The sequence below is a fragment of the Microbacterium wangyouchuni genome (assembly GCF_054072595.1).
This window is the reverse complement of record NZ_JBSVRM010000001.1, coordinates 73935-96727: the sequence shown is the minus strand read 5'-3', so window position 1 is coordinate 96727 and position 22793 is coordinate 73935. Positions and strand designations below refer to the sequence as shown.

The following is a 22793-nucleotide window of genomic DNA, read 5'->3' as shown; positions in this document are numbered from 1 at the left end:
TTTCCTGCATGAGACAGGTGTTCCTACGACGTTTCTCATGCGGGAAACTGTTTCTCGCGAGCTCAACCCCGGGCGCGGCCCGCGGCCGGCCTCAGCGTGTGATGGGCGGAGTGGAGTTCCAGGCCGCACGATCTGCGGCCGTAGGCGCTTCGGGGATGCGGCCCCGGCCGTCGGGCTCCGGGATCGCGGCGAGCAGTGACCGGGTGTACGGATGCTGCGGGTCGGCCCACAGCTCCGCGGTGTTACCCGACTCCAGCACCTGCCCTGCGTACATCACGAGCGTCCGATCGGCGATGCGACGGACCACCGCAAGGTCGTGCGAGATGAACAGCATCCCGGCGCCGACCTCGGCGACGAGATCGCGCATGAGGGCGGCGACGCTCGTCTGTGTCGATGCATCCAGAGCCGAGATCGGCTCGTCCGCGATGAGCAGCTTGGGCCGAGCGGCCAATGCGCGGGCGATGGCGATGCGCTGCTTCTGCCCGCCCGAGAACTGGTGCGGGAAACGGCTCGTCCACGCGGGGTTCAGCCCGACGCGCTCCAGCCATTCCTCCACGCGCGAACCCTCATCGCCGCGTGCGACAGCGGTCTGGATGCCGTCCTGGATCTGTTCGCCGATGCGCCGCCGCGGGTTCAACGACGTCGACGGATCCTGGAACACCATCTGGATGCCGGTGAGCGCGAGCGAGCGACGCCGCAGCCCCATCGTGGTCACGGGCATCCCGTTGAACAGCACCGAACCGCCAGCAGTCTTCTCGATTCCTGCTGCCGCGCGGGCCAGCGAGGACTTGCCGCTTCCCGATTCGCCAACGAGAGCGACCGTCTCCCCCACCGCGACCTGAACCGAAACGGCATCAACCGCGACGACCGGCGGGTTTCCGGGGTAACGGACGACGATGTCCTGCGCATCCAGCACCAGTGCGTCACTCATCGCCTGCTCCTTCGATCCCATCTTCGGAGGCGATCCGCGAGCCGGGAAGCGCCGCCAGGAGCGTCCGCGTGTACTCGTGCTGCGGGTCGGCAAACAGGGTCGCCCGATCCGCGCGCTCCACGATCCGACCGTCCTTCATCACCGCGACATCGTCCGCGATCGCGCTCATAACGCCGAGGTCATGCGTGACCAGCAGGACGGCAAGATCGCGTTCGACAGCGAGATCGCGCAGCAGCTGCAGGATGCCGGCCTGAACCGTGACATCAAGCGCCGTGGTCGGCTCATCCGCGAGCAGCACATCCGGATCGCAGGCCAGAGCACATGCGATCGCGATGCGCTGTCGCTGACCTCCGGAGAACTGATGCGGGTAGCGGCCCAGCGACTCGGCCGCGCGCGGCACCTGCACCCGCTCGAGCATCTCGACAGCGCGAGCGTCTGCCGCCTTGCCCTTGAGCCCCAGGTGCACGCGCATGTGGTCGGTGAGCTGCTTGCCGACGGTGAGCTGCGGATGCAGTGACGCCGAGGGATCCTGAAACACCATCGCGATGCGGTTGCCGCGAACGCGGTTCAGCGCGCGGCGGGGCATCCCGAGCAGTTCTTCATCACCGAGGCGGATCGAACCCGTCGTCGTCGCTTTGGGCGGCAGCAGGCCGAGCACGGCGAGTGAGGTGAGGGTCTTGCCCGAACCGGACTCGCCGGCCAGACCCTGCACGCGTCCGCGTTCCAGGTCGAGCGAGATGCCATGGACGAGGGGTCGGCCGATTGAGATGTGCAGATCACGGATGCTGAGGGCGGTCGAGGTCATGCGCTCGCTCCCTTCGCGGATGCTGGCGCCGCAGATGACACGAGCTCGGCCTGGTTCTCATGAGTGATCTCAGCGGTGGGATCCAGCACGTCACGCATGGCGTCGCCCAGGAAGTTGAAAGCGACCACGACAGTCAGGATCGCGAGACCGGGGAACACGCCCAGCCACCAGGCATCGAAGTTCTGCATGGCGGCGGAGATCATCGATCCCCACTCGGCCGTCGGCGGCTGGGCCCCCAGACCGAGGAACGACAGGCCGGACAGCAGCAGGATGGCGGTTCCGATATCGAGCGTGGCCAGCACCAGCACGGGGCCGGCGATGTTCGGCAGGATGTCGACGAACAGGCTCCGTGCCGGCGAATGTCCGAGCAGGCGCCCCGCGATCACGTAGTTCTGCCGTCGCAGGCTCAGCACCAGGCTGCGCGTGACACGGGCGTACTGCGGCCACGAGACGATGACCGCAGCGATCACCGCATTGAACAGCGAGGGTCCGAGGGATGCGGCGACCACCATCGCGAGGATGACCGTGGGGAAGGCCATGAACAGATCGGTGATGCGCATCAGGGTCTCATCAAGCCACCCACCGAAGTATCCGGCGAGCGCTCCGATGACCGTGCCGATGAGGAGGGCGGCGACCACGAGGGTGAGCGCGAGTGGAATCGTCACGGTCGCACCGGTCATGAGCCGGGAGAAGATGTCGCGGCCGTTGCCGTCGGTGCCCATCAGGGTGTCGATCCCGGGCGCCTGCAGGCGCGGCAGCACCTGGGCGTTCGGGCCGAATGGCACCCACCACTGCGCGGTAAAGGCGATGATCACCCAGGCGAGGGCGATGACCGAGCCGATGATGCCCAGGGGCGTGCGCCAGGCCCGCGGCCAGCGGAAGCGGATCTTCCACCGCGATGCCACGCGGCGGTCGTCGAATGCGCTCATGCGATCCTCACTCTCGGATCCAGCACGCCGTACAGCAGGTCGACGATCAGGTTGATAACGAGGTAGATGACACCGACCACCAGGCCGACACCCATGATGCCGGTGAGGTCGAGGTTGGCGGCCGCGTTGTAGGCGTAGGTACCCAGGCCCGGCCAGGCGAACACCGATTCGACGAGCACGGTGCCACTCAGCAGCGCACCGAAGGCGACACCCACGACGGTCATGATCGGCAGTGCGGCTCCGCGCAGCACGTAGTCGAGCACGACGCGAGTGCCGGAGAGACCCTTCGCCCGGGCGGCGCGCACGTAGTCGCTGTCGAGGACCTCGAGCACTGAGGTGCGCACGAACCGGGTCAGCAGTCCGATGGTGACGAGCGAGAGCACCATCACCGGAAGGGCGAGGTGAGCGGCTGCGTCGAAGAAGCCGACGCTGTCGCCGTTGAGCAGATAGTCGATCGTGTAGAAGCCGGTGATGCGCGGCGGCGGCGTGATCGACGGCGAGACGCGTCCGGATCCCGGTGCGATCCCCAACTCGAGGAAGAAGAAGTAGTAGCTGACCAGCGCGAGCCAGAACGTCGGAACGCTCAGTCCCACCAGGGTGACCACGCGCACGACCTGGTCCGTAACGAGCCCGCGCCGGTACGCGGCGAGGGTGCCGAGCACGATGCTGACCGCGAGGCTGACGACGATCGCGCAGACGGCAATTTCGATCGTCGCCGGAACGGCTGTTGCGAGATCTGCCGTCACCGCGCGCCCGGTCACGAGGGATGTGCCGAGGTCGCCCTGCAGCAGGTTCGCCATATAGATGAAGTACTGCACGATGAGCGGCTGATCGAGACCGTGCGCCTTGATGAACGCCGCCCGCGTCTCGGGGTTCTGCGCTGCACCCTCACCGAGCGCGGCCGACACCGGGTCGCCGGGTACGAGGTTGGTCAGCAGGAACGTCACGATCGTGACGCCGATCAGCAGCAGCACCGAAGTGCCGAGTCTGCGCAGCAGGTACCCGACCAGCGGAGAGCGGGTCGGGCGCCTGCGCGCGATGGTGGCAGTACTCATCGAGTCATTCAGCCGGCGGGTGCGATCTCGGCGATGTCAATCTCCCACACCGAGTTGTACACGGCGCCGGTGACGTCACCGGCGGTCGCGATGTTGCGACCGGGCACGATCAGCGGCACGAACGGGCCTTCGGCCTGCATGGCCTCGGCGAACTCCGTGAAGGCGGCGGTGCGCTCGTCGGCGTCGGTCGCACTGGCCGCCTCAGCGGCAAGGGCGGCGATCTCGGGGTTCGCCTCGGCGGCCCAGCCGGAGCGCAGGCCCACCTTCAGTCCCGGACCGAAGGGCAGGAAGTTTGCCGAGTCGGCGTAGTCCGGGCCCCAGAACCACAGGCCGAAGCCCTCGGTTCCGTTGACATAGGCGTCGAGCTCGGTCGCGAACGGTGCGGGAGCGAGTTCGACGTTGATGCCAGCGTCCTTCAACTGGGCCTGCACGCGCTCGGCGAGAGGCGTGAATTCGACACCACCGACGGGGTAGTCGTTCGGGAACTGCAGCTTCAGGGTCTGCCCGGTGTATCCGGCCTCGGCGAGCGCCGCCTGGGTGCGGTCGAGATCCTGCTCGACACCGGCATCCAGTGCACCCTCAAACCCGGGCGGGATGACGCCGGTGGCCTGCACGGAACCGGCCCCGGCGAGCTCCAGCAGCGCGTCGTAATCGAGGGCGTAACGGATCGCCTCGGCGATCTTGACGTTCGCGAGCTCGCCCGCGTTGTCGGCCGACTGGTTCAGCAGCAGGAAGATCGACTGGCCCGAGGGGACTGCGTCGACGTTCAGGTCATCGCCGAGCGTGGCGACCTGGTCGCCGTTGAGGTCCATGGCGACCATCGTGTCGCCGCCCTTGAGGTTGGCGAGCTGGGTGGCGCTCTCGCTGACGTTGCGGATCACAACGCGGTCGTAGGCGCTGTCTTCCTTGCCGTCGTACTCGTCGTTACTGGTCAGCACGATCTGCGACGCGAGGTCGAGCGTGTCGAGCACGAACGGTCCGGATCCGGCCGAGGTGCCATCCAGGAATGCCTGGGCGGTGTCGGTGCCGTCTGTGGTGCCGCCGTTCTCGATCACGACGTCGGCGTTGACGATGCCGAGAGCAGGGTTCGCGAGGATCGCCGGCAGCTGCAGCAGCGGGGTCTCGGTGGTGAAGCGGATCGTCTTGTCGTCGACCTCTTCGATCGTGACGCCGTTGAGGAGGAAGTTCGGCTTGGCTTCGACCATGCCCTGGATCCGCTGCAGGGTGAACACGACGTCCTTCGCTTCAACCGGCGTTCCGTCGGAGAAGCTGCGCTCGCCCTCAAGCGTGAAGGTGAACTCTGTCGCGTCGTCGTTCTGCTCCCAGGAGGCAAGGCCCGGAATCGGTGTCGACACGTCAGATCCCTCGAAGTCGACCAGCGTCTCGTAGAGAGCCTTCGCCAACATGTTGCCGGTCGGATCGTAGCTGTGGCCGGGGTCGGCGGTCTCGACCGAGAACGCGGTGTCGATCACGAGCGAGGCGGCAGAGCTGTTGCCCCCACCATTCGCGGAGTTTCCGCCAGAGCATCCGGTGACGGCCAAAAGCGCGACTGCACCGATGGCGATCAGGGACTTGCGAGACAACGAGGACATAGACCCTCCTAGGGAAGGGAGTGTTTGGGAAAGGTCGGACGGCTGTGGACGACCGAGTTCAGATTGTCATGATGCGTGACGAAATGTCCAATGAGACCAGACCTTGTGAAACAAATTGTTCTAGGATCCGAGGATGGCAGACACTACGTCCAATATTCGGCCCACCGATTCGGCATCCACTGGACGAAGTGCGTCGCCTGCGCTCGACGACGTCGGCTACCGCATCCTCGCGGCTCTCCGCGAGAACGGTCGAATCTCGATGGCGGCGCTGGCCGAACGCGTCGGAGTCTCGCGCGCCAACGCCTATTCGCGAGTGGAAGCACTCATGGACAGCGGAGTCATCACCGGCTTTTCAGCATCCGTCGACCCGGCGAAAGTCGGCCTCTCCATCGGCGCACACGTCTTCGTCACCGTGCATCCGCAATCCTGGCCGGCATTCCGCGAGCGGGTGCTCGAAATGCCTGAGGTCGAGTATTGTGCCGTCACCACAGGCGAACACGACGCGATGCTGATGATCCGTGCGACCGACGTCGGTGGGGTGCATGACTTCTCCACCGCCGTGATCGCGCAGCTGCCCGAGGTGCGCACCGTCGTCAGCGTGGTGATCCTGGACGAGGTGGTGCGGCGGACATTCATCCTGCCCACCGACATCCCCCAGCGCGAACCAGCAGGGACGATGGGGATGACGCGATGGACACCGGCTCCCGGAGCCCGGGAACCGCTGCCGCCGCGGTAGGCGTCAGGCCGCGGGAACCTCGACGCAGATGCTGAGCTGCGGCTTACCGAACATCTCGTAGTGCTCGACCAGGCGCAGCCCGTTTTCGTCCTGCTCGATGTTGCTGTCACCCGATCCGGTGACAACGGAGCCGTCCGCGACCAGCACGTGAACGAAGTTGATGCTGATGACGTTCCCGGTGCGCGTGCCGACGAACTGGCCGAAGGTGACAGTGTCACCGATGTAGTCACCCCAGACGACGCCATCCTTCTCGAAGTAGCGGAATGTGCTCGGCGCGTCGTGGTTCACGACCGACGTCGTCGAGGAGGTCATCTTGAAGGTACGTCCGTCCAGTGACGGGAGAAGTGTCTGCGTGCTCACCCCTTGATTATGGCAACACCACGCGCAGTCGCTGACCATCAGGCTCCTGCGGTTACCGTGGACGGGTGACCATGCCCGCCTCCAGCTCCCAGCCGATCGCCTTCGACGCCCGCGCACTGACCGAACCTGTCGATCCGGGTGCAGTCAAGGCGTTCACCGCCGCCATGCGCGCGCGTGGCGGCTCGTCGATGCCGATCGGCACGATCATCGCCATCGTCGTCGTTTCGGTTTTCGGAGTGCTCTTTATCGGAACGCTGATCCCGCTGTTCACCCTGATGCTGCGCAGTTTCACAAGCGGAGGCAGTCCGCTGAACCTGCTGCCGGTGATCGTGGTCGCAGCGATCATCACCATCGGTGGGATCATCGCCTGGTCCGCCATGCACAAGGGCAAAGTCGTCCGATACCGCCTTAGTCAGTTCGCCGCCGCGAACAACATGACCTACGAGGATCGGATCAATGATCCGCAGCTGCCGGGAATGATCTTCAACATCGGTCGCTCCCGTCGTTCGGACCGCCTGGTGCGCGGGCATTCGCCGCGCTTCGTCGAGTTCGGCAATTATCAGTACACGACCGGGTCGGGGAAGCACTCCACCACGCACTCGTGGGGCTACGTCGCGGTGAAGCTGGATGTGCCGCTGCCCAATATCGTGTTGGATGCCCTCGGCAACAACGGGTTCGGCACCAACCTTCCGGCATCGTTCCAGAAGGAGCAGCGCCTCTCGCTCGAGGGCGACTTCGACCGGTACTTCACGCTCTACTGCCCCGAGGGTTATGAGGCGGATGCCCTCTACCTCTTCACCCCCGACATCATGGCGCGTTTCGTCGACAACGCCGCACAGCTCGATGTCGAGATCGTCGATGACTGGCTGTTCCTGTACACGAAACGTGCGGCGTCCACACTGGATCCGGCAACCTGGGCATGGTTGTTCGGCGCCGTCGGCGCGCTCATCACCAAATTCGACCAGTGGGCCCGGTGGCGCGACGAGCGACTGGCTGCCGCGCACAGCGATGCCCCCGCGCAGAGCACTGCTCCCGCGCAGGCGCCGATCGCGGGAACGCATGCGCTTCCCTTTGCGGCACCGGCCGGGATGCTGACCCCGCCGCCCGGCGTCGCGCACAGCGGTCGGCGCCTCAAGCGCAGCGGCCGCTGGATTCCGATCGTCGCCGTGGTGTGCTTCGGGATCGTCTGGTTCTGGATGCAGTTCGCGCGCTGAGCACCGGCACGAGCAGGTATCAGGGTGGGCGCTGTCTGGGGAACTGCGCCCACCCCATCCCCCCTTGGGATACAGAAGAAGACGAACTCCCTCCTTGTGGACGGCTGAGCCGTCCGACGCCACTTGTCAGCTGGGGACTGAACGATCGCGGCGTATGAGTCAGACGGTATCCCAAACGAGGTTGCAGGAGGTTGCAGGGAGGTTGCAGGCCGTCAAACCCCTAGCAGCGCGGTCATCCGCCGCGCGCGTCTGACCGGTGCGTTCAGTCGCCCAGACCGAAGTACGCCAGCTCCGCGTCATTCAGCATCCGCGACCGGATCAAAAACCGCATCCCGGTCGGTCCCTCGACGCTGAATCCCGCACCGCGGCCGGGTACGACATCGATGGTCAGGTGGGTGTACTTCCAGTACTCGAACTGCGACTCGGACATGTACACCTCGATGGGCGCATCCAGTCCGGCGTCGATGTCGCCCAGCAGCACATCACTCGGCCCGGTGATGAACATGCCCACCGGGTAACACATCGGGCTTGAGCCGTCACAGCATCCGCCGGACTGATGGAACATGAGCGGACCATGCTGCGCGGTGAGTTCGCGCAGCAGCGATGCCGCGGCATCCGTCACCGCCACCCGATGGTAGGTCCCGATGCTCACCATGTCGATCTCCTTCGGTGGTTCTCGGGTGGGCGCCAGCGGCGACGCCCACCCGAGGGTCGTGGTCCCTGAGCCTGTCGAAGGGTCAGAAGAAGCCCATCGGGCCCTCGGCGTACGACACGAGGAGGTTCTTCGTCTGCTGGTAGTGGTCGAGCATCTTCAGGTGGTTCTCCCGACCGATGCCGGACTGCTTGTATCCGCCGAACGCGGCGTGCGCCGGGTACTGGTGATACGTGTTCGTCCATACGCGCCCGGCCTGAATGGCACGGCCCGCGCGGTAGGCGGTGTCTCCACTGCGCGTCCACACGCCGGAACCGAGTCCGTACAGAGTGTCGTTGGCGATGTCGATCCCGTTGTCGTAGTCGTCGAAACTCGTCACGGCGAGTACCGGACCGAAGATCTCCTCCTGGAAGATACGCATGCTGTTCGTGCCCTCGAACACGGTCGGCGCGACGTAGTAACCGTCGGTGAGGTCGCCCCCGAGGTCAACGCGCTCTCCACCGGTGAGCAGCTTCGCTCCCTCCTGCTTACCGATGTCGATGTAGCTGAGGATCTTCTCCAGCTGGTCGTTGGATGCCTGTGCGCCGATCATCGTGTTCTTGTCGAGCGGGTTGCCCTGGATGATCTTTCCCACCCTGGCCAGGCCGTCGCCCAGGAATCCGTCATAGATCGAGCGCTGGATGAGGGCTCGTGACGGGCAGGTGCAGACCTCGCCCTGGTTCAGCGCGAACATCGCGAAGCCCTCGAGTGCCTTGTCATAGAACGAGTCGTTGGTCGAGCGCGCGACATCTTCGAAGAAGAGGTTGGGGGATTTTCCGCCGAGCTCGAGCGTGACCGGAATGAGGTTCTGCGAGGCGTACTGCATGATCAGCCTGCCGGTCGTCGTCTCACCGGTGAAGGCGATCTTGCGGATCTTCTTGTGCTGCGCGAGCGGAGCACCCGCCTCGATGCCGAAGCCGTTGACGATGTTGATGACGCCGGTCGGCAGCAGATCGCCGATGATCTCGAACAAATACAGGATGGATGCCGGAGTCTGCTCGGCCGGCTTCAACACGATGCAGTTACCTGCGGCGAGCGCGGGGGCGAGCTTCCACACCGCCATCAGGATCGGGAAGTTCCACGGGATGATCTGGCCGACCACTCCCAGCGGTTCTTGGAAGTGGTACGCGACGGTGTTCTCGTCGAGCTGGCTGAGCGAGCCCTCCTGTGCACGCAGTACGCCGGCGAAGTAGCGGAAGTGGTCGATGGCGAGCGGGATATCGGCTGCGAGAGTCTCGCGCACCGGCTTGCCGTTGTCCCAGGTCTCGGCGACCGCGATCTCTTCGAGGTGCTGTTCCATACGGTCGGCGATTCGGTTGAGGACAAGGCTGCGCTCGGCCGGGCTGGTCTTACCCCAGGAGGAGAACGCCTTCCATGCCGTGTCGACGGCGCGGTCGATGTCTTCGACGGTGCCGCGGGCGACCTCGGTGAACGGCTTGCCGTTGACGGGGCTCACGTTCTCGAAGTACTGCCCCTTGACGGGTTCGACGAACTCGCCGCCGATGTAGTGACCGTAGCGCGGGCGATAGTTCGCGATGGCACCGGCAGAACCTGGTGCAGCGTAAGCGGTGGACACGGTCTCTTCGACGATCGTCATCTGCGTCTCCTTCGACGGGCCGCAGCATCTGGACTGCGCGGCGTTGGGTCGAAGGTAAACCCCGCAACGTTGCGCCAGGATGCGGCACGTTGCATCCGCTTGCGCTCAGCCGCGCTCCAGCTTCTCGATTCGGCTGACCAGGCCCGCGCGCCGCGGCGAGCGCGCCGGCAGCATCTCCAGACACAGGCGCAGCACCTCTTCGTCTTCGGCGCCCTCGGGGATCTCGATGTAGGCGAGCAGCACGTCGATGCTGGCCTCGGTGAGCATGACTTCACGCAGCGCCGCGCGCACGGATTCGCGGAACTCCTCCACCGCGGGCGCCGTGGAATCCGGAAGCACCGGCCCGCGGTATGCCGTCAGCGCTACCCGGTGTGCGCCGCGATCGAGCAGTGAGAGAACGTTACGAGCATCGGTCTCGAGCGGAACGGTCAGTCGATAGGGCCGGGATTCGGGTACGAGTTCCGGGGCGATGCGCTGCAGCACTTTTCGCAGACGGACGAGCTCGGGCCGAAGCGTGTCGACGGATGCCCCGGGGCCGTAGATGAGTTCGGCGAGGCGGTCGGCAGAAAGTCCCTGCCGGTAGTTCGCAAGCGTGAGCAGAATCTCGGCATGGCGTGCGCTCAGGTCGATCATCGTCTCGGCGTCATCGCTGGCGACCTCCAGCCGCGCGCGGTCACGCCCGAGCACCTGCAGCACGATGCGGGTCGGCGCCGATGCACGTCTCTGTTTGCGGCGAGGGGTGGCCGGGGCGCTGCTTCGCGACCGCAGTCGTGCCACGAGAAGCTCGGATTCCACGGCCCGGGCGGTGGCATCCACCAGCAAGCGTGCCTGCGGCGTGACCACCTCGGGTCCGCCCGTGACGTCGATGACCCCGAGGATCCGCTTCGTCTCCGGGTCGAACACCGGCGCCGCCGTGCACGACCAGGGATGCACCAGACGGTTGTAGTGCTCCGCCTCGTGGATCTGCACCGATTCGCCCAGGGCGATCGCTGTTCCAGGAGCGGACGTTCCCACAGTATCTTCGGCCCAGTTCGCCCCCGCGACCAGTCCCGCCTCCCCGGTGAGCAACCGCTTCTGCAGGTCGCCCTCCACCCACAGCAGACGTCCGGCATGATCGCCGACAGCGACCATCACGCCGGATTCTTCCGGATCTCCCGGAAGGAGCAGTCCGCGGATCATGTCCATGACGCTCGCGAGCGGATGCTGCTGACGAAACAGCTGCAGCTCTTCTGCCGACAGCTCCAGCGGCGGCAGATCCTCGGCTCCGATGCGCCGCTTCCAGGATCTCTCCCAGGAGTCGCGCACCAGCGGGCGGATGTGTTCCAGGTGACGGTCGTCGAGATTGCCGGCGACAAGTTCTTCGTGCGCACGCTCGATGATCAACCGTGATGCCTCCGGGGAGTTATCACGTGATGCTGACCACGGCGATGACACTATGTCTCCGATCGACGATGACCGAGTGTGCTCCCAGTGTACGAGTACGGCGCATCCCTGTCTGCCCATCCGTCCGACTCGACCGATGGTCGACAATCACCCCCGCCTGGAAAGCCGGCACTCAGCCGCGCGCGGCCCACCATTCGCGCAGGCGCTGCTCGGCGGCATCCGCACCGATCACGCCCTCATCGAGGCGCACCTCGAGCAGGAACTTGTACGCCTCGCCGACCTCACGGCCCGGCGTGATGCCCAGGATCTGTTGGATCTGATTGCCATCGAGCTCTGGCCTGATGGAGTCGATCTCCTCCTGCTCGCGCAGGTCCGCGATGCGCTTTTCGATGTCATCGTACGCACCGGCCAGCCGGGCAGCCTTGCGACGATTGCGAGTGGTGACGTCGGCACGAGTGAGAATGTGCAGACGCTCCAGCACCGAGCCGGCATCGCGCACATAGCGGCGCACAGCGGCATCGGTCCACGCGCCCTCGGCGTAGCCGAAGAATCGCAGATGCAACTCGATCAGAGCGGTGACGGCATCCGTCGTCTCACCGTCGAAGCGCAACGCCTGCAGGCGCTTGCGCGCCATCCGCGAGCCCACCACATCGTGGTGATGGAAGCTGACGGCTCCCCCGGGCTCGAGCTTGCGCGTGCGCGGCTTGCCGATGTCGTGCAGCAGGGCGGCGATCCGCAGCGGCACATCCGGGTCGGCGTCGGGATGCCGCACATGCTCCAACTCGATCGCCTGCTGCAGCACCGTGAGCGAGTGCTCATAGACGTCCTTGTGGTGATGGTGCTCATCGACCTCAAGCTGCAGCGCGGTGACCTCGGGCAGGAACTCGTCGATCAGCGACGTCTCCACCAGAACACGGATGCCCCGGACCGGGTCGTCGGTCTGCATGAGCCGTACGAGCTCGCTCTGGATGCGCTCGGGGCTGACGATCTTCAGCGTCTGGCGCAGTCGCACGATCGCGTCGCGCGTCGCCTCTTCGATGTCGAAACCGAGCTGCGCGCTGAAGCGGGCGGCACGCAGCATCCGAAGCGGATCGTCACCGAAACTCACATTCGGGTCGGTGGGGGTGCGGAGGATTCCGGTGACGAGATCCTCAACGCCGCCGGTCGGGTCGACGAGCTTCACCGCCGGCACCTGCAGGGCCATCGCGTTCACGGTGAAGTCGCGGCGCACCAGGTCGCCGTCGATCGCCGTGCCGAACTCGACGGTGGGCTTTCTCGTCACCCCGTCGTAGCTGTCGGCGCGGTACGTGGTGATCTCCACCTGCTCGCCCTGCACACGGGCGCCGATGGTTCCGAATGCGCGACCAATGTCCCAGTGCGCGGTTGCGATTGGCTTGACGAGCTCGAGAATCTCATCCGGCGAGGCGTTCGTCGTGAAGTCGAGGTCGTGGGTCACTCGGCCCAACAGCGCGTCACGCACCGGCCCCCCGACCACAGCGAGCTCGAAGCCCGCGGCCTGGAACGCTGTGGCGAGCGCCGAAACGACGGGTCCTTCTGCAAGGTCGCGCAGGCGCGCGAGCCCCTCGGCCATATTGAGCATGGGTTCCAGCGTACCGGGGGAGCTCTTGCCCCCGTCGTCAGCCCGGCGCGTGTGCACGCTGGGGCAGATTTTTATAAGTATTTATAAGTTTCGGTACGGTTCGTATTGTATAGAACCCAAACTTAATGCATAGTTGGTTGTTGCGAGGCTTCTGATCCGTGCCGTTCCGGCCGGATCTGCCCTCCTGTGCTGTTTCGAGCGACCCGAATCGCTGGAAACAAACCGCGTGATTGACGCGCTATTTGGCGTGCCTGCGGTTAGCAGTGCCCTGCTTCGCCGTGTCCCCCCGCACGGCGAAGCAGGTTCACATCACAACACAACAGAACCGGAGAGATTCGTGGCGATGTTCCGTCGGGAACGATCGGAGGCACCCGCTGAGGGAGCGCACTATGCGCGATCCTCGGGACTGGATGCTCCGCCGTCGTACCCCGACGCCGCTGCCGTCAACCCCGACGGCGCGCCCACGACACGTGACCTGATCTGGAAGTCGCTGCTCACCGGCGACGCGCAGAATGCGCAGACAGCGCACACTTCTCCGGCACACACCTCGGCCTCGGTTCCGCGCTCCCCCGCCGTGGAACCGAGGTCGGCGAACCAGCACCTCTCCGCGCATCAGACCGGCACCCCCGCACCGGAGCCGACATCTCGACGCGCTCGTCGTCGCGCCGAGTCGGTGGCGTCGCTCGATGCCCGAGCCGTATCCGAGCCCGTTGCCCCAGCCGTCGTTGCACCGGCCTTCGTTGCACCCGCCGTTGTTGCACCGATTGTTCACCCGGCCCCCACCACCCCCGGGGCCCCCGCAGTTTCCGAACCGCCGACTGTCGCACCCGAGGCTGAGCCCGAGACTCCGCGCGAGCTCGCCATCGCGCTGGCCGAACGCCTCGGCCTCGCATATGTCGACCTGACCGAGTTCACTGTCGAGCCGACCGTCGTCGACCTGATCCCCGATCAGATGTGCCGCCGCCAGATCGTGCTGCCCATCTCGCGGGTCGGTGAACGACTCGTCGTCGCCGTGGCCGATCCCGAGAACGTCGTCGTGCTGGATGACGTCGCAGCCGTTGTTCGAATGCCGGTGGTTCCCGTCGTCGCCGAGCGCGACGCGATTCTCGCGGCCATCGACCGCTACCACCGCGTCGACTCCGAGCTGGAAGAGCTCACCTCCGCGTTCGAAGGCGAAGCCGCCGGTGAAACGGAGAAGTGGACACAGGACGTCGCCGATGCCGCGGCCGACGACGAAGCCCCCATCATCCGCTTCGTCAACCTCATCATCAGCCAGGCGATCATGGACCGCGCCTCGGATATCCACATCGAACCCGGTCGCGAAGAACTGCGCGTGCGCTACCGCATCGACGGCGTGCTCACCGAAGTGCAGCGTGTGCCGCGCTCGATGATCCCCGGCGTCATCAGCCGCATCAAGGTCATGTCCGACCTCGACATCGGCGAGCGCCGCAAGCCGCAGGACGGTCGCATCTCTATCACGCACGGTGGTCGAACTGTCGACCTCCGCGTCGCGACGCTGCCGACGGTGTGGGGCGAGAAAGTCGTCGCACGTGTGCTCGACTCACCGGTCGCCAGCCTTAAGCTCTCCGACCTCGGCATGCTCGATCGCAACATGGACATCTACCGCAAGAGCTTCTCCAAGCCCTACGGCATGATGCTCGTCACCGGTCCGACGGGTTCCGGAAAATCGACCACGCTCTACACAACACTCGCGACCATCGCCAAGCCCACGGTGAACGTGATCACCGTCGAGGATCCGGTCGAGTATCGGATGCCCGGGATCAACCAGGTGCAGGTCAACAACCGTGCCGGCCTCACGTTCGCCTCGGCGCTGCGCTCGATCCTGCGATCCGACCCCGACGTGATCCTCCTCGGTGAGATCCGTGACGAGGAGACGGCGAAGATCGCGATCGAGTCGTCCCTGACCGGTCACCTCGTGCTCTCGACCCTGCACACCAACGACGCTCCGAGCTCGGTGACCCGTCTCATCGAGATGGGCGTCGAGCCGTTCCTCGTCGGTTCCGCCCTCGACTCGGTGGTCGCGCAGCGACTCGCTCGCCGTCTCTGCGAGCGCTGCAAGATCGAATCCGAAGCGACCGAGATGGAGCTTCGCGTTCTCAACGTGCCCATCGACCCGATGCAGGGTGCGCCGACGGTCTATCGGCCCAATGGATGCTCGCAGTGCTCGAACACCGGATATCGCGGTCGTATCGCCCTGCACGAGGTCATGGCCGTCGATGAGGAGATCGAGCGGATGGCGGTCGCCAACGCTCCCACCGCAGAAATCGCCGAGTACGCCGAGGCGAACGGCATGGTCCGGCTCCGGATGGATGGCTGGGCAAAGGTGCTACTCGGCCACACCGCCATCGAGGAAATTCTCCGAGTCACCGTGTGACCGCCTCCCCGGCGTAAATAAGCACACAGTTCCACATATGAAAGGCAGCACTAGTGGCGAACGAAAATGAGTTCGCGTCTGATTTGGGCGGCTCCCGATTCGACGCACTGCTGGGCGGGTCCGAGGTCGACTCCGAGCTGCGCTCGTTCCTCAACGGCGTCCCCGGTGTGACGCTGCCCGCTATGACGCCGCCGGTGCAGCCCATGCAGGTGCAGCCCGCGCCCGTGCAGCCCTTGCAGCGCACTCAGCCCCAGCCAGTTCAGCAGCAGCCCGTTCAGCAGCAGCCGGTTTACTCGCAGCCGGTTCAGCCCCAGCCGGTTCAGCAGCGCGCGTTCGACCCGGCACCGATGTACGCCGACGATGCTCCGATCCGGCGTCGCTCTCAGCCTGCGCCTGCCCCGGCAGCAGCGCCTGCAGCGCCCGCAGCATTCATTCCTCAGGACCTCACCGTTGCGCTGCCGACGATGCCGCCGATGCAGCAGCCGCAACGCGCGCCCGAGCCGGCGGCCGTCACCCAGATTCTCGACACGTCGATGTCTGATTTCAGCACCCCTTCCGCTTTCGCCGCCCCGGCGCACTTCCCGACCGCACACGACGCGTCGCTTCCGGATTTCACCGAGCAGACGATGTCGAAGCCGCCGATTGCCAGCCGTTTCGACGAGATCGAAGCGGTGCTGATCGGGCAGAACCCGGAGGTCGATCCGGAGTTCGTGGCATCCGTCGCCGCTGTTCTCGACCTGGGTGCTTCTGACCTTCACCTCGTCGCCGAGTCCACCCCGGTCGTGCGCATCGACGGGCAGCTGAAGTCGGTTGCCGAGACGTCGATCTGGGACCGCGACCGCATCGCGCGTGTGATCGACGGCTTCGTTCCCGCCGAGCAGATGCGCGTCTTCGAGAAGGAACTCGAACTCGACCTCGCCTACTCCGTCGGTGACATCGCGCGTTTTCGCGTCAACATCTTCCAGGACCAGCGGGGTTTGGGCGCGGCGCTTCGAATCATCCCGACCGAGATCAAGTCCGTGACGAAGCTCGGTCTTCCGCGCGAACTCGTCGAACTGGCCAACCTGCCCCGTGGCCTGGTCCTCGTGTGCGGACCGACCGGTTCTGGAAAGTCCACGACGCTCGCCGCGATCATCGACAAGGCGAACTCCAGCCGCGCCTCGCACATCATCACGGTCGAGGACCCGATCGAGTTCATGCACAACCACAAGCGCGGGATCATCAATCAGCGCGAGGTCGGCGCTGATACCCACAGCTTCTCGGACGCTCTCAAGCACGCGCTGCGTCAGGACCCTGACATCATCCTGGTCGGTGAGATGCGCGACCTCGAGACCATCTCGACGGCCCTCACCGCAGCCGAGACCGGTCACCTCGTGTTCGCCACACTGCACACGCAGGATGCCGGACAGACCATCGACCGCATCATCGACGTCTATCCGGCGCACCAGCAGGCGCAGGTGCGCACCCAGCTCGCAGCGACCCTGCGCGCTGTCATCGTGCAGACACTGATCCCCCGAGCCAGTGGCAAGGGCCGCGCCGTCGCCACCGAAGTGATGTTCGTGAACCCTGCGATCCAGGCGCTGATCCGCGCGGGGAAGACGCACCAGCTGCGCACCGCACTGCAGGCCGGAACCGATATCGGCATGCACACCCTCGATCAGGACCTCGCGCGTCTCGTGCTCGCCGGCGACATCGAGTACGGCGTCGCTGTTGAGATCGCGCAGGATGTCGCCGAGTTCGAACAGCTCGTGCGCAACCGTGGCATCAGCCGGGCAGCGACCGTCGATATGACACCTGAGGGCACCCGCCAGTCGGTGGGCGGCCGGAGCGGAGCGAACTGAAAATGGCTGCTACCAAAACCCAGCAGTGGACCTACAAGGGCATCGACGCCGGCGGTAAAACCGTCAAGGGTGTTCTGGATGCCCCCTCCGAGGGTCAGGCGATCCAGCAGCTCAAGGCGCAGAGCATCATTCCCGACAAGCTCGCGGCCAAGGGCGGCGGCACGGGCCTGCAGCGTGAGATCAACATCCCGGGCCTGGAGCGCAACCCCTCGCTCAAGGACCTCGCCGTCCTCACCCGGCAGATGGCCACGATGGTCAACGCCGGTGTCTCGATTCTTCGTGCATTGTCGATCGTTACCGATCAGGTGGAGAACCCCAAGCTCAAGCGCACCCTCGTCGAGGTCACCACTGACGTCGAGGGCGGCTCTGCCCTGTCCGTGTCGCTCGAGAAGTTCCCGCTGATCATCCCGCCGATCATGGTGCACCTGATCCGCGCCGGTGAAGCGGGCGGATTCCTCGATCGCTCACTGCTGATGGTGGCTGACAACTTCGAGGCCGAGACCAAACTGCGCAGCAAGGTGAAGTCGGCCATGACCTACCCGGTCGTGGTGCTCATCGTCGCACTGGTGGCGGTCGCTGCGATGCTGATCTTTATCGTGCCGGTGTTCGAGAGCATGTTCGCCGACCTCGGCAGTGCCCTCCCCGGCCCGACCCAGGTGCTCGTCGACCTATCGGAGGCGATGCCCATCGTCGCGCCGATCCTCATCGTGTCGATCATCGCGTTCAGCATCTGGTGGGGCCGCAGCAAGAACACCGAGGCCGTGCGCCGTGTGGTCGATCCGATCAAGTTGAAGCTTCCGGTCTTCGGCAAGCTCAACAAGCTGATCGCGCTGACCCGCTTCGCGCGCAACTTCTCCACGATGCTCACCTCGGGCGTGCCCATCCTTCAGTCGCTGTCGATCGTGGGCGCAACGTCTGACAACTACGTCATCAATGCGGCGCTGATCAGCGTGCAGGATGCCGTTCGCCAGGGTCGTCCGATCGCCGAGGCGATGGCCGAGGCCGAGGTCTTCCCCGACATGCTCGTGCAGATGGTCGGCATCGGTGAGGAGTCCGGCGAGATCGACACGATGCTCGCGAAGACGGGCGACTTCTATGACGACGAGGTCGAGACGATGAGCTCGCAGCTCACGGCCATGATCGAGCCGCTCATGATCGTGCTCATGGGTGGGCTGCTCGGCTTCATGATCGTCGCACTCTACATGCCGATGTTCATGATCTTCCAGGATATTCAGTCGCTATAGATCTCTCGAATTCAATTTGTTTCCGTACAAGTGTGGCTATTTCATAATATGCGCCACACTTTGATTGATCGACCCAGAAAAATCGAGTCTGACCTGGGATTTTTACGACACGCCCGGAATGGCGTTTGTTGCCTGAATGCGTAAAGAATTGCTAGCTTCAAGGCTGCCGACTAAACACACGTCGACAATCCCCCGAACTATTTCTTGAAAAGGAACACACATGAACAAGCGTGTTGCAGACGTCATGGCCAAGCGCCAGAACGGCGAAAAGGGCTTCACCCTGATCGAGCTCCTCGTCGTCGTCATCATCATCGGCATCCTGGCCGCTGTGGCCATCCCGATCTTCCTGAACATGCGGGAGGGCGCTTGGAAGTCCTCCGTCGAGAGCGACGTCACCAACGCCGTCCTCGTCGTCGAGCAGGCAAGCACAGCCAACAACGGAAGCGTTGATGGCCTGTCTTTCACCGGTGGTAGCCCGTACACGGTCGACACATTCACGGGCACCGTGTCCCCGGACAACGAGATCGTGATCACGTTCAACGGCGACCAGACCTACACAATCACCGGCTCGAACGACAACGTCAACGACGAAGACTACGTATACGAGAGCTCTGCCGGCCTCGGTTCTTGGGACACGCCTACCGGCGGCACCCCGTAAGTCGCATCGGCTGATTCACCGCGTTTTGTGCCTGCACGGTTCTCCGTGCAGGCACAAAACCGTCAGGCCCCCGAAACACCGAAGGAGCATGCTGATGCGCCCCCGCACATCACAGCGTGAAGAAGGATTCACCCTCATTGAGGTGATCATCGCCATCAGCCTGCTGATGACCGTCGCTGTCGCGGTCGGCGCCTTCACCATCCGCGGCCTGCACCTCTCCACACAGCAGCAGCGCACCCAGGCCGCCGTCTCCGTCGCCACCGAACGCATGGACCAGGTTGTGCGTATGACGACATCCAGCGCGCAGCTCAGCAGCCTCGTCGCCGGGCGCTCCGAAGCATCCGTCGCCGCCGCATGGAACGCCGCATCCGGCGTTCCCGGCATCGCCGAAACCTATCCCGCGTGGTCTGCCACACCGGCTGCCGCCACCACGATCGAGATCGAACAGACGATCACCCGCAGCGGGTCGGACTACGACTCGGTCGTATTGATCGGCACCTGCTACCAGCTGCCCACCGGCGGCCTCTGCACTCCCCTGCCCGGCGCCGACCAAGACCCGGGCCCCACTTCTCCTCTTGCCGCAGACATGAGTCAGCTCATTCGCGCCGTCGTCGTCGTGACCTATGCCGGCAAGTGCGACGGCGGCGACACCTGCCGCTACACGACCACCGGGCTGTTCGACACGAAGGGCGACCTCACATGGCGAACCGACTGACCGCACCGCGCCGACTCGACCGGCGAGACGAGCAGGGCTATACGCTCGTCGAGTTGCTCGTCGCAATGGGCGTCTTCTCGGTGTTCCTGGTGCTGTTCATCTCCGCAATCGTCTCGGTGTCTCGCGCATCCACCCAGGCCCGCGTCGACGCACAGACCTCGAGCTCTGTCGGCATCGCGATGCAGCGCATCGAGCGCTCGGTGCGCTACGCCGACTCCATCAATTACCCCGGCAGCAACGCCGGCGCCTCCTACGTGGAATGGCGCACGGATGCCACATCGGCATCGTCCGGCGTCGACACCTGCACGCAGCTGCGCTACACCGCAGGAGACGGCAAACTCGCGATGCGCACCTGGGATGCCGCCAGCTCCCCGTCGACAGGCACCTGGAACGTTCTGGTCAGCGACATCCGCGGCGAATCCACCAACGTCTACCCATTCCGCACCATCGCCGCAGATGGCGGTACCACCACCCACTATCAGGGACTCACCGTGCACACGCTCGCCGGTCTTTCCGAAGCCGCCGGAACCGAGACCTCGGCGACCATCTACGCGAAGAACAGCACCGTCGACTCGACCTCCAACGCGATCGGCGCGGCAGGTCAGAGTATGACCCCCGTCTGCGCAGGAACGGACTACCGCTCATGATCCGACTGGCACAGATGATCATGGGCCCGGTGCGCAATCGCGCCACCCGCGAGTCAGGTTCCGCCCTGCTCATGAGTGTGCTGTTCACCGTCTTCGCCGGCGGTGTGATGCTGGTTCTGCTAAGCGTGCTGCTCTCGCAGGCGCAGTCCGCTCAGGTCGCGCAGAAGAACACCCGCACCGGCTACGCTGCACAGTCCGGCATCCAATCGGCACTCTCGGTACTGCGCTCGAACACGAAGACCGTCGGTGTCGGTGCGTCGGCAATCACCTACGGCGACCCGACCAAGCTTCCCCAGAGCCTTACCGGCACAGTTGATGGCGACGGCGACGGCACGCTCAGCTACACCGTGGAACTGCAGTACTTCGAGCAAGACCCCACCGGGCAGAGCGATGCCTGGCTCGCCACCAATGCGATGCCCTTCCCGCTCACAGACGACCCTGGCGCACAGCCGAAGTTCGTGCGCATGGTCTCTGCGGGCGCCGACTCTGCGGTCGGCGGACTGGCAGAATCTGTCGGTGACCGCACCATCACCGCCCTCTACGGATTCACCACCACCAACGTGAACATCCCGGGCGGGCTCATCCACAGCACCGACACCGCCAGTTGCCTGAAGGCCGGGGCGGCAACCGAGGGCAGCAGCGTTGCCATGGTTCCTGTCGCGGAATGCAATGACGACCAGGTCAACATGTGGGTGTACGACACCGACTATCGCCTGAAGCTTGCCAGCACGATCGGAGCGCCCACCGTGCTGTGCGTCACCGGCCAGGAGTGGGTGCCCACCCCCACCGGAACCAACAACAGCGCCGTGGATGCCACTCTGCGCTCGTGTGCGGCAACGAACGATGACGCCTATGGCAACCAGCTGTGGAGCTGGGACTTCCCCGGCTCCTGGGTCGGGCAGAACCGCGACAACGACGACCGCAGCCAACGCTGGCTCGGACTCAACGGCACGACTCTCGTGGAGAACACAACCAAAACCGGCGTCTTCAATCCCACGCCCAGCGTCGGTGCCGGCGGTGCGAGCCACGGCACCCACCAGATCGTGAACTTCAGCGAGTTCGGCCGCTGCATGGACGTCACGGATGCGGTGATCTCGAAAAACTTCATGATCGTGTACCCCTGCAAGCAGGACCCGACCGGAACCGGCGACAACATGCTGTGGAACCACAAGTGGTTCTACGACGAGCCGGTCGGCGCCGCAACGTCAGCGCCACAGTCACTGTCGGTCATCGCACCGGGCAACGTCACGTACTGCCTGACGGCGCGTCCGACCGGCTCCGGAAACACCGACGTCCACTTCACCACGTGCAATCAGCCCGATAACGTCGCATCGCTGTCGCACGCGCAGAAGTTCATCCGCAATGCTGACACCGGCTCCACGCTCACCAGCTACACGTTCCAACTCGCCGACAACCCTGCGCTCTGCCTGGCCGCGGTTCCCGAACCCGGCTACGCGTGGTCACACATCCGCCTACTCACCTGCAACGGCTCCTCCGCCCAGAAGTGGAACGCTCCGGCCATCACCTCGGGCTCGACCCTCGGCGGTTACAAGGAGATCGGATGACCGAGGCTTTGATTCCGGCGTGGTTTGCCGTCACCTTCGCCGCACTGTTCGGCGGGCTGATCGGCTCCTTCCTCAACGTCGTCGTGTGGCGTGTACCGCGCGGGGTCAGTATCGTGCGCCCCGGCAGCGCGTGCCCCGGGTGCGAGCATCCACTCGCCTGGTTCGACAACATCCCGGTGCTCTCTTACCTCATCCTCCGCGGACGTTGCCGCTACTGTTCGGCAGGAATCTCGGCACGCTATCCCGCTGTTGAAGTTGCCACGGCGGCAGCCTTCGCCGCCGTCATGTGGGGCGCGTACGCCGGATGTTATCCCTTCGCGGTGCTGCCGGTGCTGCTGTTCTGGGCCGCCACCGGCATCGCTCTGGCGTTGATCGATCTTGACCATCATCTGCTCCCCAACGTCATCACCTATCCGTCGTATGTCGTCACTGCAGCGCTTCTCGTGCTGGCATCCGTTCTCACCGGCGACTATCCCCGCCTGATCACGGCCGTGATCGGTTTCGCGGCTCTTGGTGGCCTGTACCTGCTGCTCGCCGTCGGATACCGCGGCGGAATGGGCGGCGGCGATGTGAAACTCGCTGGCGTCCTCGGGATGCTGCTGGGCTGGCTGGGTTGGCCGCAGCTCATCATCGGCGGCTTCAGCGCCTTTCTCATCGGCGGCGTCGTCGGCGTCACCCTCATGCTTGCCCGAAAAGCTGACCGGAAATCCGGTCTTCCCTTCGGCCCGTTCATGCTCGGCGGATCGTGGATCGGCATCTTCGCCGGCCCCGCGATAGCCGGGCTCTACCTCTCTCTGGTCGGTCTGTCATGACCCGCCAGGATTCATCGTCAACA

Annotated in this window: 20 protein-coding genes; 10 read left to right on the top strand and 10 right to left on the bottom strand. The window is 65.0% G+C overall.

Annotation, left to right across the window (positions count from 1 at the left end; all coding sequences use genetic code 11):
* Positions 1–91 precede the first annotated feature (91 nt).
* The 5 genes from ACW5CM_RS00485 to ACW5CM_RS00465 are packed head-to-tail and all read right to left on the bottom strand — an operon-like array spanning position 92 to position 5312.
* Positions 92–931 (bottom strand): ABC transporter ATP-binding protein, encoded by an 840-nt coding sequence (locus ACW5CM_RS00485; protein ID WP_457123784.1) that lies wholly within the window; start codon positions 929–931, stop codon positions 92–94.
* The gene (locus tag ACW5CM_RS00480) at positions 924–1736 is read right to left on the bottom strand and encodes an ABC transporter ATP-binding protein (RefSeq protein ID WP_457123783.1); all 813 of its coding nucleotides are present in this window, start codon (positions 1734–1736) and stop codon (positions 924–926) included. Before ACW5CM_RS00480 ends, ACW5CM_RS00485 begins: the two co-directional genes overlap by 8 nt.
* A complete protein-coding gene (locus ACW5CM_RS00475) occupies positions 1733–2665 on the bottom strand; it encodes an ABC transporter permease (protein WP_457123782.1) in 933 nt (310 codons plus the stop codon). The genes ACW5CM_RS00480 and ACW5CM_RS00475 overlap by 4 nt, the downstream gene beginning before the upstream one ends.
* Positions 2662–3720, bottom strand: coding sequence for an ABC transporter permease (locus ACW5CM_RS00470; RefSeq protein ID WP_439255384.1), 1059 nt, complete (start codon positions 3718–3720; stop codon positions 2662–2664). The genes ACW5CM_RS00475 and ACW5CM_RS00470 overlap by 4 nt, the downstream gene beginning before the upstream one ends.
* Positions 3721–3728: 8 nt before the next feature.
* Positions 3729–5312 carry an ABC transporter substrate-binding protein gene (locus tag ACW5CM_RS00465; protein WP_438252364.1) on the bottom strand — a complete coding sequence of 528 codons (1584 nt, stop codon included), beginning with the start codon at positions 5310–5312 and terminating at the stop codon, positions 3729–3731.
* 133 nt (positions 5313–5445) lie between these two features.
* Between ACW5CM_RS00465 and ACW5CM_RS00460 the strand changes: the two genes are divergently transcribed.
* The gene (locus tag ACW5CM_RS00460; protein WP_457123781.1) at positions 5446–6048 is read left to right on the top strand and encodes an Lrp/AsnC family transcriptional regulator; all 603 of its coding nucleotides are present in this window, start codon (positions 5446–5448) and stop codon (positions 6046–6048) included.
* Between the two features lie 3 nt (positions 6049–6051).
* Here the strand turns inward: ACW5CM_RS00460 and ACW5CM_RS00455 are convergent, their stop codons facing one another.
* A complete protein-coding gene (locus ACW5CM_RS00455) occupies positions 6052–6408 on the bottom strand; it encodes an avidin-fold protein (protein WP_457123780.1) in 357 nt (118 codons plus the stop codon).
* 71 nt (positions 6409–6479) lie between these two features.
* Between ACW5CM_RS00455 and ACW5CM_RS00450 the strand changes: the two genes are divergently transcribed.
* The gene (locus ACW5CM_RS00450; protein ID WP_457124104.1) at positions 6480–7622 is read left to right on the top strand and encodes a hypothetical protein; all 1143 of its coding nucleotides are present in this window, start codon (positions 6480–6482) and stop codon (positions 7620–7622) included.
* 262 nt (positions 7623–7884) lie between these two features.
* On the opposite strand, the gene ACW5CM_RS00445 is transcribed toward ACW5CM_RS00450, so the two are convergent.
* The 4 genes from ACW5CM_RS00445 to ACW5CM_RS00430 all read right to left on the bottom strand — a co-directional run bounded on the left by ACW5CM_RS00445 (position 7885) and on the right by ACW5CM_RS00430 (position 12893).
* Positions 7885–8277 carry a DUF779 domain-containing protein gene (locus ACW5CM_RS00445; protein ID WP_457123779.1) on the bottom strand — a complete coding sequence of 131 codons (393 nt, stop codon included), beginning with the start codon at positions 8275–8277 and terminating at the stop codon, positions 7885–7887.
* Between the two features lie 82 nt (positions 8278–8359).
* Positions 8360–9910, bottom strand: coding sequence for an acetaldehyde dehydrogenase ExaC (exaC, locus tag ACW5CM_RS00440; RefSeq protein ID WP_457123778.1), 1551 nt, complete (start codon positions 9908–9910; stop codon positions 8360–8362).
* A gap of 105 nt (positions 9911–10015) precedes the next feature.
* Positions 10016–11293 carry a GAF domain-containing protein gene (locus ACW5CM_RS00435; protein WP_457123777.1) on the bottom strand — a complete coding sequence of 426 codons (1278 nt, stop codon included), beginning with the start codon at positions 11291–11293 and terminating at the stop codon, positions 10016–10018.
* Between the two features lie 172 nt (positions 11294–11465).
* Positions 11466–12893, bottom strand: a complete 1428-nt coding sequence (locus ACW5CM_RS00430; RefSeq protein ID WP_457123776.1) for a CCA tRNA nucleotidyltransferase — start codon at positions 12891–12893, stop codon at positions 11466–11468.
* Between the two features lie 343 nt (positions 12894–13236).
* Between ACW5CM_RS00430 and ACW5CM_RS00425 the strand changes: the two genes are divergently transcribed.
* The 8 genes from ACW5CM_RS00425 to ACW5CM_RS00390 all read left to right on the top strand — a co-directional run bounded on the left by ACW5CM_RS00425 (position 13237) and on the right by ACW5CM_RS00390 (position 22770).
* Positions 13237–15288 carry a GspE/PulE family protein gene (locus ACW5CM_RS00425; protein ID WP_457124103.1) on the top strand — a complete coding sequence of 684 codons (2052 nt, stop codon included), beginning with the start codon at positions 13237–13239 and terminating at the stop codon, positions 15286–15288.
* 53 nt (positions 15289–15341) lie between these two features.
* Positions 15342–17129 carry a type IV pilus twitching motility protein PilT gene (locus ACW5CM_RS00420; RefSeq protein ID WP_457123775.1) on the top strand — a complete coding sequence of 596 codons (1788 nt, stop codon included), beginning with the start codon at positions 15342–15344 and terminating at the stop codon, positions 17127–17129.
* 2 nt (positions 17130–17131) lie between these two features.
* A complete protein-coding gene (locus ACW5CM_RS00415; RefSeq protein WP_457123774.1) occupies positions 17132–18373 on the top strand; it encodes a type II secretion system F family protein in 1242 nt (413 codons plus the stop codon).
* Positions 18374–18593: 220 nt separating this feature from the next.
* Positions 18594–19031 (top strand): type IV pilin protein, encoded by a 438-nt coding sequence (locus tag ACW5CM_RS00410; RefSeq protein WP_457123773.1) that lies wholly within the window; start codon positions 18594–18596, stop codon positions 19029–19031.
* A 94-nt stretch (positions 19032–19125) separates the two neighbouring features.
* On the top strand, positions 19126–19746 hold the full coding sequence (locus ACW5CM_RS00405; RefSeq protein ID WP_457123772.1) for a type IV pilus modification PilV family protein: 621 nt from the start codon (positions 19126–19128) through the stop codon (positions 19744–19746).
* Positions 19731–20393 carry a prepilin-type N-terminal cleavage/methylation domain-containing protein gene (locus tag ACW5CM_RS00400; protein ID WP_457123771.1) on the top strand — a complete coding sequence of 221 codons (663 nt, stop codon included), beginning with the start codon at positions 19731–19733 and terminating at the stop codon, positions 20391–20393. The genes ACW5CM_RS00405 and ACW5CM_RS00400 overlap by 16 nt, the downstream gene beginning before the upstream one ends.
* On the top strand, positions 20390–21958 hold the full coding sequence (locus tag ACW5CM_RS00395; RefSeq protein WP_457123770.1) for a DNA-directed RNA polymerase subunit beta family protein: 1569 nt from the start codon (positions 20390–20392) through the stop codon (positions 21956–21958). Before ACW5CM_RS00400 ends, ACW5CM_RS00395 begins: the two co-directional genes overlap by 4 nt.
* On the top strand, positions 21955–22770 hold the full coding sequence (locus tag ACW5CM_RS00390) for a prepilin peptidase (protein WP_438252378.1): 816 nt from the start codon (positions 21955–21957) through the stop codon (positions 22768–22770). The genes ACW5CM_RS00395 and ACW5CM_RS00390 overlap by 4 nt, the downstream gene beginning before the upstream one ends.
* The last annotated feature ends 23 nt before the right edge of the window (positions 22771–22793 follow it).

What these genes read in the sequence shown, in the direction of transcription:
- ACW5CM_RS00485 (WP_457123784.1), bottom strand. Translation starts at nt 931, where the DNA reads ATGAGTGACGCACTGGTGCTGGATGCGCAGGACATCGTCGTCCGTTAC.
- ACW5CM_RS00480 (WP_457123783.1), bottom strand. Translation starts at nt 1,736, where the DNA reads ATGACCTCGACCGCCCTCAGCATCCGTGATCTGCACATCTCAATCGGC.
- ACW5CM_RS00475 (WP_457123782.1), bottom strand. Translation starts at nt 2,665, where the DNA reads ATGAGCGCATTCGACGACCGCCGCGTGGCATCGCGGTGGAAGATCCGC.
- ACW5CM_RS00470 (WP_439255384.1), bottom strand. Translation starts at nt 3,720, where the DNA reads ATGAGTACTGCCACCATCGCGCGCAGGCGCCCGACCCGCTCTCCGCTG.
- ACW5CM_RS00465 (WP_438252364.1), bottom strand. Translation starts at nt 5,312, where the DNA reads ATGTCCTCGTTGTCTCGCAAGTCCCTGATCGCCATCGGTGCAGTCGCG.
- ACW5CM_RS00460 (WP_457123781.1), top strand. Translation starts at nt 5,446, where the DNA reads ATGGCAGACACTACGTCCAATATTCGGCCCACCGATTCGGCATCCACT.
- ACW5CM_RS00450 (WP_457124104.1), top strand. Translation starts at nt 6,480, where the DNA reads ATGCCCGCCTCCAGCTCCCAGCCGATCGCCTTCGACGCCCGCGCACTG.
- ACW5CM_RS00445 (WP_457123779.1), bottom strand. Translation starts at nt 8,277, where the DNA reads ATGGTGAGCATCGGGACCTACCATCGGGTGGCGGTGACGGATGCCGCG.
- exaC (WP_457123778.1), bottom strand. Translation starts at nt 9,910, where the DNA reads ATGACGATCGTCGAAGAGACCGTGTCCACCGCTTACGCTGCACCAGGT.
- ACW5CM_RS00430 (WP_457123776.1), bottom strand. Translation starts at nt 12,893, where the DNA reads ATGCTCAATATGGCCGAGGGGCTCGCGCGCCTGCGCGACCTTGCAGAA.
- ACW5CM_RS00425 (WP_457124103.1), top strand. Translation starts at nt 13,237, where the DNA reads ATGTTCCGTCGGGAACGATCGGAGGCACCCGCTGAGGGAGCGCACTAT.
- ACW5CM_RS00415 (WP_457123774.1), top strand. Translation starts at nt 17,132, where the DNA reads ATGGCTGCTACCAAAACCCAGCAGTGGACCTACAAGGGCATCGACGCC.
- ACW5CM_RS00410 (WP_457123773.1), top strand. Translation starts at nt 18,594, where the DNA reads ATGAACAAGCGTGTTGCAGACGTCATGGCCAAGCGCCAGAACGGCGAA.
- ACW5CM_RS00405 (WP_457123772.1), top strand. Translation starts at nt 19,126, where the DNA reads ATGCGCCCCCGCACATCACAGCGTGAAGAAGGATTCACCCTCATTGAG.
- ACW5CM_RS00400 (WP_457123771.1), top strand. Translation starts at nt 19,731, where the DNA reads ATGGCGAACCGACTGACCGCACCGCGCCGACTCGACCGGCGAGACGAG.
- ACW5CM_RS00395 (WP_457123770.1), top strand. Translation starts at nt 20,390, where the DNA reads ATGATCCGACTGGCACAGATGATCATGGGCCCGGTGCGCAATCGCGCC.
- ACW5CM_RS00390 (WP_438252378.1), top strand. Translation starts at nt 21,955, where the DNA reads ATGACCGAGGCTTTGATTCCGGCGTGGTTTGCCGTCACCTTCGCCGCA.